Raw genomic sequence first — 14,819 nt, 5'->3', positions numbered from 1 at the left:
GGAGGTAGGACATGCCAGAGAGAGTAACCGTTCATATCAACGGCAGAGATTTCAATATTCGTTCGGAGTATGATGAAAAGTATGTTTCAGATATAGCATACTATGTTAATAAGTTAATAAAGGATCTTTTAGCTAATAATCCAAGACTTGACTCGCTTATGGCAACAACCCTTGCGACTGTCAACGTTACCGATGAATTATTTAAAGCACAAAAGAAGCTTAGTGAGTATGAGAACACTCCTATAAACAAGTCAGAGGAGTACATGGATCTCAATGAAGCTTATCAAGAAGCTCTTAAAAAGATAGAAAAGCTTCAAGAAGAGCTTAATAACAAGGCGGACGAACTTGTTAAGACTAAGCTAAATACAGAGGATCTTTATCAACAGCTTAGCCGTATCAAAGAGGGAACAAGTCAAGACAGTGAAGCAAAAACTACAAATAAGAGCAATATAAAAAACAATCACAATAAAAATCACAATAATAATCACAATAATAATGTTAAATAAAAAGACAAAAGTGCTAAGCCCTGTCGGCACCTACGAAGCGTTCATTGCAGCGCTTAAAGCAGGTGCTGACGAGGTTTATTTTGGCAGTGAAAAATTCAATGCAAGGCGCTTTGCAAAGGGCATTACAGATGATGAGATAAAATCGATGATAGAGCTAGCAAAGCTATATGGTATCAAACTTTGTATGACGGTAAACATCATTTTAGATGATAAAGAAGTAGTCGACGCACTTTTTTTGATGGAGCAGTATAGAAATATGGGTATCGACGCCTTTATTATTACTGATTTGGGTTTAATATCGCTTGTCAAAAAATATTTGTCAGGCGTTGAGGTACATGCGTCAACACAGCTAAACATCGCGAATCTATCTAGCCTTGACTGGGCTATTGAAAATGGTTTTCAAAGAGCGGTCATAGCGCGCGAAAAGGACTACAGATTTTTAGAAAAAGCATCTGAAAAGGATATAGAGCTCGAAGCCTTTGTTCATGGAGCGCTTTGCTATGCAGTTTCTGGTCAATGCCTAATGAGCTCACTTATAGGCGAAAGGTCTGGCAACCGCGGCACATGCGCACAGCCATGCCGTAAGATCTATGATGTTTATAGCGAAGGAAAATTATTAAGCGAAAAAATTTATGCTATATCTGAGTACGATTTAAACACTTTGGACTCAATTGATAAACTTGTGGGATCTGTTGATAGCTTAAAGATAGAGGGCCGCATGAAAAATCCTTCTTATGTATACTTAATAACTAAGCTATATAAGGATAAAGTTTTAGGCATAGAGAATACTCATAGACCTGATGAAGTATTTAACAGAGGCTTTACTAAAGGTCATATCTTAAAAGATGGTATGGACAAGATGGTTGTCAGAGAGAAAAAGCGCTTCGAAGGCGGTTTTGAGCTTAATGATTTTTCATTTGCAAAAAAAGATATAAGTTTTGATTTAAAAGCAAAAATTGGCGAAAAAATAATTTTAACTCTTCATTATATGAATGAAGAATATACTGGGGAGTCTGAATACATAGTGCAAAAAGCAAAGACAGCTTCACTTGATAGAGAAAAAATTATTGATCCAATCATCAAGACTGGAAAAGACTTTTTAAATGTAAAAGACGTGAGACTCGATCTTGATGAAGATGCCTTTATACCAGTTAAAGAGCTTAAAACATTAAGAAGAGAGCTTATAGATGAGCTTCTTAAAAAAGATTTTAAGGGCGTTAACATAGATAGAAAGAAAAAAGATATCTTGACTCCTTATGAAAACAAAAAAGCTTTACAGCCAATAATTATTCTGAGAGCCTCCTCATATAAAGACCTTGAAGGCATTGATATAGATAGGGCTGACACACTTAGCCTATATCTAAACAAAGACAATCTTACTTACTTAAGTAAAATTAATATAAATAAAGAAGTTTACACATCAAATGCGGCGACTGATGAAGACCTGGATGAGTACTATGACTTACTTAATGAATATGGTGAAGCTATTGACTCAATTGAAATAAGTGAGCTAGGTGCTTATCAAAGGCTAAAGAGCTTTAATAAAAAGATTTATGCTTCATACATGATGAACGTCTTTAACTCAGAAGCTGCTAAATACATGAGCGAAAGCCATTTTTCAGGCTTTACCTACTCACTTGAGATGACTTTAGCACAGATGGAAAAAATCATAAACTGCGGTCTCGAAACAAGGCTATGGGTTTATGGTTACCCAGTCGTAATGATGAGCAAGGCCTGCCCATTAGCAAATATTAGAGATGACTGTGACCAACGATGTGAGGCCTGCCCTATAAACAAGGCAAATGAGCTGGTTTATGAGGATAAGGAGCGTTTTATCTTTACTCGCGAAAATAATTATACAAAGATTTATAATTCGCAAAAAATTTTCATGCTTGATAAGATGGATGAAATCAAAAAATTAGGAGCTACAAGCATTATCATAGACCTTGATAATGAAAGCGATAAGAAAAAAATTAATGAATATATAGAAAGAATTAATAATGGAGATGGAATAGACGCGATAGAAAGTTTTACTAGAGCGCATTACTACAAAAAAGTTTTATAGGTGAATAAATGGACAAAGCACTCAAAGTTTTAGAATATGACAAAATAATAGATATGCTACTAGACTTGACTCAAGGCGAGCTTGCAAGAGACTTGGTAGAAAAGCTTGAGCCGTCAAATGATATAGATGAGATAAGGCGCATGCAAGAGGAAACATCAGAAGCCTACAGGGTTTTGGTGAGGTACGGCGACATTGATTACTCATCCGCAACGCACATAAAGCATCTTGTGTCAAAGGCAAGCCTTGGGTCCATGCTCTTTATAGAAGATTTATATGATATAATGCAAAACATCTTCTTAGTGAGCTCAATTAAGAGATATTTAAAAACATCTATAGAAGATGAAAACTTAAAGCTAAAGCACTTAAGAGGGCTATATGAAAGTCTAGCCTCACTTGATGATCTAAAGAAAAAACTTAGCATGACTATAGTAGCGAGAGACGAGATAGCGGACAATGCTTCGAGCACTTTAAGGAGCATAAGGCGAAGCAAAAAACTTAAGAATCAAGCAATAGAAGATAAATTAAATTCATATATAACTAGTGATAAAACTAAAAAATATTTACAAGATGCCATAGTTACTATGCGTGAAGGAAGGTATGTAATACCCGTTAAAAACGAGTACCGATCAAGCGTTGAGGGCATGATACACGATATATCTCAAAAGGGGTCAACAGTTTTTATCGAGCCCATGGCAGTCGTTAAACTAAATAACGAGCTAAGGGAACTTGAAAACGAAGAGAAAAAAGAGCTTGAGAGAATACTTTACGAGCTATCAAGCGAAGTATCTGAGTACAAGGCCTATCTTGAAACGAATGAAGAAGCTTTAAAAAGCATCTCATTTATATTTGCAAGAGCAAGGCTAGCTAGAGAGATGAGGGCGACAGAGCCAGTTTTAAACGATAAAGGCTATGTCAATCTAAAAAACGCAAGGCACCCATTAATAGCTAAAGACAAGGTAGTGCCAACAACAGTTGAGCTCGGTGATGAGTACACATCGCTTATAATCACTGGACCAAACACAGGCGGCAAGACAGTTAGCTTAAAGACAGTTGGACTTATTACGCTGATGGCAAAGTCTGGTTTAAATATACCATGCGATAACAATTCATCAGTGGCAGTATTTGATAAAGTTTATGCTGATATAGGCGACGAACAATCGATAGAGCAGTCACTATCAACATTTTCCTCGCACATGAAAAATATTGTTCATATAGTTGAAAACGCTGAGTATAACGACTTAGTTTTATTTGATGAACTAGGAGCTGGTACTGATCCAACTGAGGGCGCGGCTCTTGCCATATCCATACTGAAGCTCTTTAGAGAGAGAAGAATTAGGACCATGGCGACGACACATTACTCACAAATCAAGTTTTATGCGCTTACGAGCGAGGGCGTGAAGAATGCGTCGATGGAGTTTAACGTCGATACACTGTCACCAACATACAGTCTCATCATAGGCATACCTGGCAAGTCAAACGCTTTTGAAATATCGAAGCGGCTTGGCCTTGATCAAAAGATTATTGATAGCGCAAAAGAACTCCTTAATGAGAACGACACTCGCTTTGAAGATGTTCTTAAGGCCATAGAAGAAGATAGAACTGAGATTGAAAACAAAAGAATTAAGATAAATGAAGAGAACGAAGAGATAGAAAGGCTTAGAGAAAAGCTTGAGAATAAAAACAAAAAGCTTGAAGATAGGCAAGAAGCCATCATTAACAAGGCGAAGGAAGAAGCGAGAGAGATAGTTAAGAAGGCGAAGAGCGAGAGCGCATTTATAATAGACGAATTAAAAGACATCTCATCCTTATCTAAAAAAGAGGACAGACGAAGGCTTCAAGAGGCAAAGGACTATCTAAGGGAGCTTGAAGATGAAAATAGATTAAAGATAAAAGACAATAAGAAGCGAACAAAAGAAATTCCTAAGGACATCAAGCTTGGTGAAAGCGTTAGAATCATTAGCATTGATAAGTTTGGCGAAGTAGAGACGCTTCCTGATGATAAGGGCGACTTAAATATTCAAGTTGGCATCATGAGCGTTAGAAGCAATATTAATGATATCGAGCGAAGTGAATCAAAAGAGGAAGTAAAGGTAGAGAAGAAAACTAAATCCATTAACAAGGCTAAGTCAAAAAATATAAGTTCAGAAATTAATTTAATCGGAAGAACGGTTGATGAAGGGATACTTTTACTTGACAAATACCTTGATGATGCCTACCTCGCAAGGCTTAAAGAGGTCAGGATAATTCACGGTAAAGGCACGGGCACACTTAGGGATGCAGTAAGAAAGTATTTACAAAATAGCAAACATGTTATAGAATATAGAGAGGCAGACTATACGGAGGGCGGTTCAGGAGCTACCGTAGCTGTTATTAAGTAGGAGGTAATTATGATAAATTTTAAGGAAAAAGTAAGCGACGCTTTAAGCGCAGTTATTGAAGAACTATCTAAAGAAGAGATAGATAATCTAGTAGAAACACCGCCATCGTTTGATATGGGTGACTACGCGTTCCCAGTATTTAGACTTGCAAAGACATACAAGAAAGCACCTAATCTTATAGCTGAAGACATAAAAGAAAAACTAGGGGATAACGAATATTTTGAAAAGATAGAAAATGCAGGACCATATGTAAACTTCTTTATTAACAAAGAAAAACTTCTTGAAACAGTTTATAAAGAGATAGAAGAAAAAGGTGAAATGTATGGTTCATCAGATATGGGTAAGGGCAAAAACGTTATAGTTGAGTTCTCATCTCCTAACATTGCAAAACCAATGCACATAGGTCATATAAGATCAACAGTTATTGGTAACGCTCTTTATCATATCTTTAAGCACCTTGGCTACAATACAATTGCCATCAATCACTTAGGTGACTATGGTACTCAATTCGGTATGCTTATAGCTGCTTACAAGCTTTGGGGCGACAGAGAAGCTATCGAAAAGAATCCTATAGACGAGCTTCTTGATTTATATGTAAGATACAATAAACTTCAAGAGCTAGACCCAGCTGCAAGAGACACTGCTAGAGACTGGTTTAAAAAGCTTGAACAAGGCGATGAAGAGGCTACTGAAATTTGGACTTGGATGAAACAATTGTCAATAGTTGAGTTCGAAAAAGTATATGACATGCTTGGAATTAAATATGACTCATACAAGGGCGAGGCATTCTACTCAGACAAGATGCCAGCAGTTATCGAAGAGATAAAAGAAAAGAATATCGGTAAGATGGACGACGGCGCATACATCGTTGACTTAAAGCCATATAACTTAACACCTTTAATCATAGTTAAGTCCAACGGAACAACAACTTATGCAACAAGAGACATCGCTGCTGCTAGATATAGAAAGAAAACTTATGACTTCTACAAAAACATCTACGTAGTTGCCAGTGAACAAAACCTTCACTTCCAACAATGGAAGCAAGTTCTTAAGCTAATGGGAGATGAGTGGGCAGATGACTGTATCCACGTAAACTTCGGTTTAATCTCACTTAAGGACGGAGCTTTATCAACTAGACAAGGAAGAGTTTTAAAACTTGAAGACGTTTTAAACAAGGCAATAGAAAAGACTAGAGATATCATTGAAAAGAGAAACCCTAATCTTGAAAATAAAGACGAAGTAGCTAAGATGGTTGGTACTGGAGCTATAGTTTTCCAAGAGCTATTCAATCAAAGAATCAAAGACTATGTCTTTGATTGGGACAAGACACTTTCCTTCGAAGGAGAAACAGGTCCTTACGCTCAATACACATACGCTAGATGTAAGTCACTAATCGACAAGAACGGCGGCTTTGATCCAGAGAAAGTTGATTTTGATCTAGTTAAAGACGAAGCATATGAAATATTAAAATATGTTTATGACCTACCAAGAACTATAGTTATGGCAATGGAAAAGTACGAAGCCTTTTATATAACAAGAAACATCATCGACATAGCAAAGGCATTCAACAAGTACTACGCTGCAAATCAAATAATTACAGACGACGAAAAGCTTACAAATTCAAGACTTGCTATAGTTGACATAACTCAAAAAGCAATCAAAGTAGGCATGAACCTAATAGGAGTACAAACTCCAGATAGAATGTAATGAAAGTCATATTTGTAGGTATTAACGCAAAGTTTTCACATACAAATATTGCTATAAGATATTTAAACAATGAGCTTAAAGATATGGTAGATTCTTCGTTTGAGGAATTTACCATAAACGAGCCTTTGGAGAAGATTGTCTACGAACTTCATAAGAAAGACGCCGATGTCCTTATGTTTTCTACTTACATTTGGAATATCGATTACGTCAGAAAAGTTATTACATCGCTTAAAAAGATCAAGCCAAGCTATACCATAGTCCTAGGCGGACCTGAGGTGAGCTTTGAAAAAGAAAGTTTTCTTAGGACTAACCCTGCTTGCGACTACATAATTTATGGCGAGGGCGAGAGGGCCATGAAGGAATTTATTCTTTACAAGCAAGGCGAGCTAAGTATTGACGAGGTTCACAATCTAGCCTATATTAATGATAATAGATACATTAAAACTGAAGAAGCACCCCTTATCGACATGAAGGATCTTAGCTTTCCTTATGAAGATGAAGAGGCTTTGGAGCATAGAACACTCTATTATGAAGCACAAAGAGGCTGTCCATATAGGTGTTCTTTTTGTTTATCTTCAGCAATAAAGGGTCTTAGATACAAGCCCAGTGACTTAGTGAAAATGGATTTAGATAGGCTTATAGCTATGAAGCCGTCTATAGTTAAGTTTATAGATAGAACGTTTAACTCAAACGAAGACTTTGCCATCAATATAATCGAACATATATTAGAAAACAATAAAACGAATACAAAATTTCACTTCGAAATCACTCTTGATAGGATGAGTGACAGATTTTACGAGACTTTAAAGAAACTTCCTAAGGATATGGTGCAGTTTGAGATAGGACTTCAATCAATCAACCAACAAACGCTCAAAGCGATTCAAAGGCACAATGATCTTGATAAAATAAAAGAGCACTCGAAAATGATTAAGGAGCTGGGGACTATTCATCAGCACATAGACCTTATCGCAGGACTTCCTTATGAAGACTTTGATAGTTTTAAAAAGTCTTTTAACTATCTTTATGATTTTAAGATAGAAAAAATTCAGCTCGGCTTTTTGAAGATGCTTAAGGGCTCATTAGTGCGCTCTCAAGAGGAAACTTTTGTCTATGAGTACACTGATTATGCACCTTATGAGGTTTTAAAAAATGAATTCTTATCAACTGATGAAATTATTGAGCTAAAGAAAATTGATTACGTCGTTGATAAAATTTATAATGAAGGAAGCTTTAAAAGGACACTCGAGATACTTGAAAGAGTGTACACAAGCCCATTTGCAATGTTTGAAGACCTGGCAAATTTTATCGATGAAAACTTTGGAGTAGATAAGACCATTAAAAAAGAAAAATTATATAGACTTGTCTATGAGTTTTTAAAAGCTAAAAATATTCTATCAGACGAACTGGTCAAAGCACTGAGCCTTGACTATGCGGTGAACGTCAAATCACAGGCACCGCTTGACTTTATGCCATTTACAAAGCTTAGAGGTGACAAGCTACACAGCATTTTGCGAGATGAAGAGTTTAGAAAAACTTATTTATGGCAATATATAGAAGAGAAGAATAAAGACATCGTCAATAAAGTCGCCATTATACTTATGGATGGGGCGGCCTACCTTGTTGACGAGGACGTAGAAAGGATTAGTGATGACTATGTTCAAAGATATAATTTATACAAACACAGAAGCGTTTAAAAGGCTTGGCACAACAATAAAAGAGAACTTTTTAGTGCTTATAGTCATGATGCTAGGTCTATTTGCCTTTGATTATGTGACAAACTTGATAGCTGGAGCACTTGTAATTACGCTTGGAGGCGGCTTTACCACAATGCTTATAAGTCTCTTTATGTATATACTTATGCTTTTGAAATTTTCACTAGTGGCAAGCCTATTATCAAGAGCAGTTGAAGGCGAGAAGATTAGCTTAAACAGCATATTTATGGGCTATAAGTATTACTTAACAAAGCTAGTTAACTATGTCTTCATTACTTATTTATTTGGCTTAGTTTTGGATATGGTATTTAGCTCAGGCTCATTCACAAATCCATATCAAGTGGACCACAGCCTATTATATGCCAAAATGCTAGTGAACTTCATCGTTGTTTTCATTTTTAATGCATCGTTTGAAACACTTTATCAAACAGGCAATAATAGCATAGCCATCTTCACATATGGAGCAAAATTCTTTTTTAATAACTTCCTTCAATGGCTATTCGCAGCAATACTATTAGTCCTTGCGCTTAACAGTGATATATTTGCAAGTGGTATCATTTTGAAAGACCTAGTTAGCTACGTCTTAATGCCAATCATCTTTATATATAGAGGCCACCTATTTAAAATACTTGACAATTCATCCATGAGAATGAGAGAATTTAGAAGGAGAATGGACTAATGAATATCGATAGTTTTAAATATTTACTTAGTGAAATATTTTTCATAGACTTAAAAGAAGAGCATGGCGCCTTCAAAAAGAACGTTGAATATCCTGTACTTATCAAGGACATGAGAAATATAGTAAAAGAGAATAAAGAAGATATAGATGCAAAGCTATTTTTAAGAGCTATGCCCATAGTTTTGTCACTCGATAATAATTTTACGCACAAAGCTGCTTATGAAGATGCAATCAAAACTGTGAAGGACTTTGATAAATTCTTATTGCATGAAAGTTTAAACGAAGGCAATGACATAGATATAAGGTTAGTCTACGCCTATTATCTAAAAGAAAATTACGACGATGTAAATTATGTATATTTATATGTTTCACTTCTAGAAGAAAAGTATAAAGAAAAGGCCATTGACGAAGCTATAGAAATCTTTGAAAAGATTTACCTTGATAATAAGAATGCGAAGTACGCTTTATACAAGCTAGGATATTACTATAGATATAAGAAGGACTACATCAGGAGCAAGGCCTACTTCGAAAAATATCTTAAGCTTGAGGACGAGCTTGAGAAAAAGGAAGAGGTTCAGGGCGTTTTGAGCCTTGACTATGAAGAGTACAAAATTGAACTAGCCGAGTACTATATAGGCGTGAAAAAATTTAAGGAAGCATATGATGTATTGATACAAAACATTGACAATGCTAAAGATGACAGAGTCTTTTACTACTTAAGCGTTGTTATGACCATGACAGGTAACTTCACAGAGGCGCTTGACTACGCGATAGAGGCGAGCAAGGACAGGCAGAGCGCTCAGTACATGGATCAGCTTGCGATATCAAACTACAACAGCGGCAACCTTGATAGCGCCATCGCAATACTTGAAAAGCAGATAAAGAAAGAAGACTACACGCCGAGCACGAAAGAGTACTTAGATAAGATGAAAGAACAAAGAGATATGATGAATAAATAATAATAGATGAACCCTCATTGACGAGCGAGTCAGTGAGGGTATTTTTTTATTTGGGAGAAGGGTGTGACGGGTGATGATGAGCGGATGATTTATGATACGTACTTCGTGTGAGACGATTGATACAATAGTGTAAATTGATTTGCTTGACAACAATGTATAGTAGCAAAGAAAGGACTTGTATATTAATGTAAAAATATTTTTAAAAATTTTGGAAGATTGTATAATTAACTTAGCCACCAAATAAAAAAATCATGTGTACATATGGTATAGTATTAGTAACAAACAAAAAAACAACTATACGGAGGTACACATGACTCATATAAATTATACCATAGAATTTACAGAACGCAAGAAAAATTCACATCTATCACTACATGAAATGTCATTAATACAGGCATGGAAAATAGATGGACATAGCAACAGAGAGATAGCAAGAAGGCTAAATAGAGCCCCGCAGACAATAAACAACGCAATAAAGAAAGGCACAGTAAAGCAAAAGAGAATAATAAAAAGTAATAACAAAACATATACTTACTACGATGAAAAATACTTTGCCTTAACTAATTATGAGGTATATATAAACAATAGATCTTCTTGCGGAAGAAGACCAAAATATATAGATATAGTCGAATTTCTTAAATGGGCAGACAATAAAATGTTAAAAGATAAATGGTCTCCAGATGTATGTGTTGGATACGCAAAAGCAAATAGACTCTTTCCATCATCAGAAATACCATCAACAAAAAGCCTCTACAACTGGATAAATAAGTCACTAATGAAAACAAAAAATATAGATCTACTAGAAAAAGTAAAGAGAAAAAACAAAAATAGCACAAGAAGAACAAGACAAAACAAGAAAAAGCTTGGCATATCCATAGAAGAAAGACCAGATAAAATACAAACAAGAGAAGAATTCGGCCACTGGGAAATAGATACAGTTATAGGTAAAAAGAAAAAGACAGATCCAGTACTACTTACATTAGTAGAAAGAAAAACAAGATATGAAAAGCTGATAAAAATACATGGAAAAACACCCGATGCAGTAGACATTGGACTTAAATTCTTAAAAGATAATGCGCAGTTAAACAAAGAAATATTTAAAAGTATAACATCAGATAATGGTTCAGAATTTTCAAGCTTATCAGAATTAGCAGAATATGTAGATATATATTTTTGTCATCCATATACATCATGGGAAAGAGGAACTAGTGAATGTCAACATAAATTAATACGAAGATTTATACAAAAAGGCACATCAATAGAAGAAGTATCAAAAGAAAAAATATACAGAATAAACGAGTGGATGAATAATTTGCCAAGAAAAATCTTTAATTACAAAACTGCAAAAGAAGAGTTCATAAAGGAAATAAAACAGCTTAAAAGTATCTAGTTTAATAAAAATAAATACTTTTAAGCTATACTATACATTTAGTCTATATGATGTCTGGGTGGCTAACTTATTGTTGCAATTTATATTTTAAAAATTTTTTAAATTGTTTAACTTTTTTCAAAAAAACCCTTGACAAGTAAGAAAATAAATGGTAGAATGGATAAGTCATCTGGAAAAACCATATGACAAGCAAAACTGAATAAAAGTGAAAAGAACGATTTAAACCAATCAATTTTTATTGATAAATAATTTCGAATTTAAGAGCCAAGGATAACTTGGGATTAAATAACCATTTAATCGAGAGTTTGATCCTGGCTCAGGACGAACGCTGGCGGCGTGCTTAACACATGCAAGTCGAACGATGAAAGAGAATCCGATCTCTTCGGAGTGAAGAATCTCTGGATTAGTGGCGGACGGGTGAGTAACGCGTGAGCAATCTGCCTTACACAAAGGGATAGCCTCGGGAAACCGGGATTAATACCATATGATATCACATTTTCGCATGAAGAAGTGATTAAAGAATTTCGGTGTAAGATGAGCTCGCGTCCCATTAATTAGTTGGTGAGGGTAACGGCCCACCAAGATAGCGATGGGTAGCCGATCTAAGAGGATGACCGGCCACATTGGAACTGAGAAACGGTCCAAACTCCTACGGGAGGCAGCAGTGGGGAATATTGCACAATGGGGGAAACCCTGATGCAGCGACGCCGCGTGAGCGATGAAGGCTTTCGAGTCGTAAAGCTCTGTCCTATGGGAAGATAATGACGGTACCATAGAAGAAAGCCCCGGCTAATTACGTGCCAGCAGCCGCGGTAATACGTAAGGGGCGAGCGTTGTCCGGAATTATTGGGCGTAAAGAGTGCGTAGGCGGCAAATTAAGTCAGATGTGAAAACTAAGGGCTCAACCCATAGATTGCATCTGAAACTGATATGCTTGAGTCAAGGAGAGGAAAGTGGAATTCCTAGTGTAGCGGTGGAATGCGTAGATATTAGGAGGAATACCGGTGGCGAAGGCGACTTTCTGGACTTGAACTGACGCTGAGGCACGAAAGCGTGGGGAGCAAACAGGATTAGATACCCTGGTAGTCCACGCCGTAAACGATGAGTGCTAGGTGTCTGCTCACAAGAGTGNAATAAGATTTTAAATGGTAGAATGGATAAGTCATCTGGAAAAACCATATGACAAGCAAAACTGAATAAAAGTGAAAAGAACGATTTAAACCAATCAATTTTTATTGATAAATAATTTCGAATTTAAGAGCCAAGGATAACTTGGGATTAAATAACCATTTAATCGAGAGTTTGATCCTGGCTCAGGACGAACGCTGGCGGCGTGCTTAACACATGCAAGTCGAACGATGAAAGAGAATCCGATCTCTTCGGAGTGAAGAATCTCTGGATTAGTGGCGGACGGGTGAGTAACGCGTGAGCAATCTGCCTTACACAAAGGGATAGCCTCGGGAAACCGGGATTAATACCATATGATATCACATTTTCGCATGAAGAAGTGATTAAAGAATTTCGGTGTAAGATGAGCTCGCGTCCCATTAATTAGTTGGTGAGGGTAACGGCCCACCAAGATAGCGATGGGTAGCCGATCTAAGAGGATGACCGGCCACATTGGAACTGAGAAACGGTCCAAACTCCTACGGGAGGCAGCAGTGGGGAATATTGCACAATGGGGGAAACCCTGATGCAGCGACGCCGCGTGAGCGATGAAGGCTTTCGAGTCGTAAAGCTCTGTCCTATGGGAAGATAATGACGGTACCATAGAAGAAAGCCCCGGCTAATTACGTGCCAGCAGCCGCGGTAATACGTAAGGGGCGAGCGTTGTCCGGAATTATTGGGCGTAAAGAGTGCGTAGGCGGCAAATTAAGTCAGATGTGAAAACTAAGGGCTCAACCCATAGATTGCATCTGAAACTGATATGCTTGAGTCAAGGAGAGGAAAGTGGAATTCCTAGTGTAGCGGTGGAATGCGTAGATATTAGGAGGAATACCGGTGGCGAAGGCGACTTTCTGGACTTGAACTGACGCTGAGGCACGAAAGCGTGGGGAGCAAACAGGATTAGATACCCTGGTAGTCCACGCCGTAAACGATGAGTGCTAGGTGTCTGCTTTTAATGAGTAGGTGCCGTACGTTAACACATTAAGCACTCCGCCTGGGGAGTACGTACGCAAGTATGAAACTCAAAGGAATTGACGGGGACCCGCACAAGCAGCGGAGCATGTGGTTTAATTCGAGGCTACGCGAAGAACCTTACCAGGACTTGACATACCAAGGAAAGTTTTTAGAGATAAAAACCCTAGATTTATCTACCTTGGATACAGGTGGTGCATGGTTGTCGTCAGCTCGTGTCGTGAGATGTTGGGTTAAGTCCCGCAACGAGCGCAACCCTTACATTTAGTTACTAACAGGTAGTGCTGAGGACTCTAGATGGACTGCCGATGACAAATCGGAGGAAGGTGGGGATGACGTCAAATCATCATGCCCTTTATGTCCTGGGCTACACACGTGCTACAATGGTCGGTACAAAGAGAAGCTAAATAGCGATATCAAGCAAACCTCAAAAAACCGATCCCAGTTCGGATTGATCTCTGCAACTCGAGATCATGAAGCCGGAGTTGCTAGTAATCGCAGATCAGAATGCTGCGGTGAATGCGTTCCCGGGTCTTGTACACACCGCCCGTCACACCATGGGAGTAGGCAATACCCGAAGCCTGTGAGCTAACCAATTGGAGGCAGCAGTCGAAGGTAGGGTCAATGACTGGGGTGAAGTCGTAACAAGGTAGCCGTATCGGAAGGTGCGGCTGGATCACCTCCTTTCTAAGGAGAACATTAGTTCTTTTCACTTTGAGTTCTGCTTTATGGGGGTGTAGCTCAGTTGGGAGAGCACCTGCCTTGCAAGCAGGGGGTCAGGAGTTCGAATCTCCTCATCTCCACCATGGCATTTCAAAAGAAAAGCCAAAACCAAATAAAACTTAATAACCATAATCAAATGAAAACGAAACGACATTTATAAAGAAAATAAATACAGTAAATTTTAACAATAAGCGTTAAAGGATTTTAAAAAAAATAGGTCAAGTTACTAAGAGCGCAGGGCGGATGCCTTGGCACCAAGAGGCGAAGAAGGACGTAGAAAGCTGCGAAAAGCTCCCTAGATCTGCAAACAAGAAACGAAAGGGAGATATCCGAATGGGGCAACCCACTTAAGCAAACCTTAAGTATCTATATATGAATAAAATAGTATATAGAGGCAATACCGGGAGAACTGAAACATCTAAGTACCCCGAGGAAAAGAAAGAAACATCGATTTTCAAAGTAGCGGCGAGCGAAATGGAAAGAGCCCGCTTAAAGAAATACTAAGAAAGTATCCGAATGATCTTGGAAAAATCATCCAAAGAAAGTGAAAGACTTGTAGGA

The 14,819-nt window shown here is 37.6% G+C and carries 8 protein-coding genes, 1 tRNA gene, 2 rRNA genes and 1 other annotated feature; all 11 genes read left to right on the top strand.

What is annotated here, in order from left to right; genetic code table 11:
- Nucleotides 1-11: 11 nt before the first annotated feature.
- A complete protein-coding gene (locus BN3004_RS00095; RefSeq protein ID WP_058259279.1) occupies nucleotides 12-506 on the top strand; it encodes a cell division protein ZapA in 495 nt (164 codons plus the stop codon).
- Nucleotides 496-2,571: a U32 family peptidase gene (locus tag BN3004_RS00090; protein ID WP_058259278.1), complete on the top strand. Its 2,076-nt coding sequence runs from the start codon at nucleotides 496-498 to the stop codon at nucleotides 2,569-2,571. The genes BN3004_RS00095 and BN3004_RS00090 overlap by 11 nt, the downstream gene beginning before the upstream one ends.
- An 8-nt stretch (nucleotides 2,572-2,579) precedes the next feature.
- The gene (locus BN3004_RS00085) at nucleotides 2,580-4,949 is read left to right on the top strand and encodes an endonuclease MutS2 (protein ID WP_058259277.1); all 2,370 of its coding nucleotides are present in this window, start codon (nucleotides 2,580-2,582) and stop codon (nucleotides 4,947-4,949) included.
- 12 nt (nucleotides 4,950-4,961) lie between these two features.
- On the top strand, nucleotides 4,962-6,656 hold the full coding sequence (argS, locus tag BN3004_RS00080; RefSeq protein WP_349267114.1) for an arginine--tRNA ligase: 1,695 nt from the start codon (nucleotides 4,962-4,964) through the stop codon (nucleotides 6,654-6,656).
- Complete coding sequence (locus tag BN3004_RS00075) at nucleotides 6,656-8,350, top strand: B12-binding domain-containing radical SAM protein (RefSeq protein WP_058259275.1); 1,695 nt, start codon at nucleotides 6,656-6,658, stop codon at nucleotides 8,348-8,350. Before argS ends, BN3004_RS00075 begins: the two co-directional genes overlap by 1 nt.
- Nucleotides 8,310-9,047, top strand: a complete 738-nt coding sequence (locus BN3004_RS00070) for a hypothetical protein (protein WP_058259274.1) — start codon at nucleotides 8,310-8,312, stop codon at nucleotides 9,045-9,047. Before BN3004_RS00075 ends, BN3004_RS00070 begins: the two co-directional genes overlap by 41 nt.
- Nucleotides 9,047-10,006: a tetratricopeptide repeat protein gene (locus BN3004_RS00065; RefSeq protein WP_058259273.1), complete on the top strand. Its 960-nt coding sequence runs from the start codon at nucleotides 9,047-9,049 to the stop codon at nucleotides 10,004-10,006. The genes BN3004_RS00070 and BN3004_RS00065 overlap by 1 nt, the downstream gene beginning before the upstream one ends.
- A 310-nt stretch (nucleotides 10,007-10,316) precedes the next feature.
- Nucleotides 10,317-11,396 carry an IS30 family transposase gene (locus BN3004_RS00060; protein ID WP_058259272.1) on the top strand — a complete coding sequence of 360 codons (1,080 nt, stop codon included), beginning with the start codon at nucleotides 10,317-10,319 and terminating at the stop codon, nucleotides 11,394-11,396.
- 293 nt (nucleotides 11,397-11,689) lie between these two features.
- Nucleotides 11,690-12,541: a sequence feature (16S ribosomal RNA rRNA prediction is too short), on the top strand.
- Between the two features lie 145 nt (nucleotides 12,542-12,686).
- Nucleotides 12,687-14,222: ribosomal RNA gene (locus BN3004_RS00055) — 16S ribosomal RNA — on the top strand.
- Between the two features lie 43 nt (nucleotides 14,223-14,265).
- A tRNA-Ala gene (locus tag BN3004_RS00050) sits at nucleotides 14,266-14,341 on the top strand.
- Between the two features lie 133 nt (nucleotides 14,342-14,474).
- A 23S ribosomal RNA gene (locus tag BN3004_RS08405) occupies nucleotides 14,475-14,819 on the top strand; the annotation flags it as partial.

It is taken from the genome of Fenollaria timonensis, from assembly GCF_001457835.1.
Classification (GTDB): domain Bacteria; phylum Bacillota; class Clostridia; order Tissierellales; family Peptoniphilaceae; genus Fenollaria; species Fenollaria timonensis.
The sequence above is the reverse complement of the archived record's forward strand: the minus strand, read 5'-3'. Positions and strand labels throughout refer to the sequence as shown.

Excerpts from the sequence above, each read along its gene's own strand:
- BN3004_RS00095 (WP_058259279.1), top strand. The coding sequence starts at position 12 with ATGCCAGAGAGAGTAACCGTTCATATCAACGGCAGAGATTTCAATATT.
- BN3004_RS00090 (WP_058259278.1), top strand. The coding sequence starts at position 496 with ATGTTAAATAAAAAGACAAAAGTGCTAAGCCCTGTCGGCACCTACGAA.
- BN3004_RS00085 (WP_058259277.1), top strand. The coding sequence starts at position 2,580 with ATGGACAAAGCACTCAAAGTTTTAGAATATGACAAAATAATAGATATG.
- BN3004_RS00075 (WP_058259275.1), top strand. The coding sequence starts at position 6,656 with ATGAAAGTCATATTTGTAGGTATTAACGCAAAGTTTTCACATACAAAT.
- BN3004_RS00070 (WP_058259274.1), top strand. The coding sequence starts at position 8,310 with ATGTTCAAAGATATAATTTATACAAACACAGAAGCGTTTAAAAGGCTT.
- BN3004_RS00065 (WP_058259273.1), top strand. The coding sequence starts at position 9,047 with ATGAATATCGATAGTTTTAAATATTTACTTAGTGAAATATTTTTCATA.
- BN3004_RS00060 (WP_058259272.1), top strand. The coding sequence starts at position 10,317 with ATGACTCATATAAATTATACCATAGAATTTACAGAACGCAAGAAAAAT.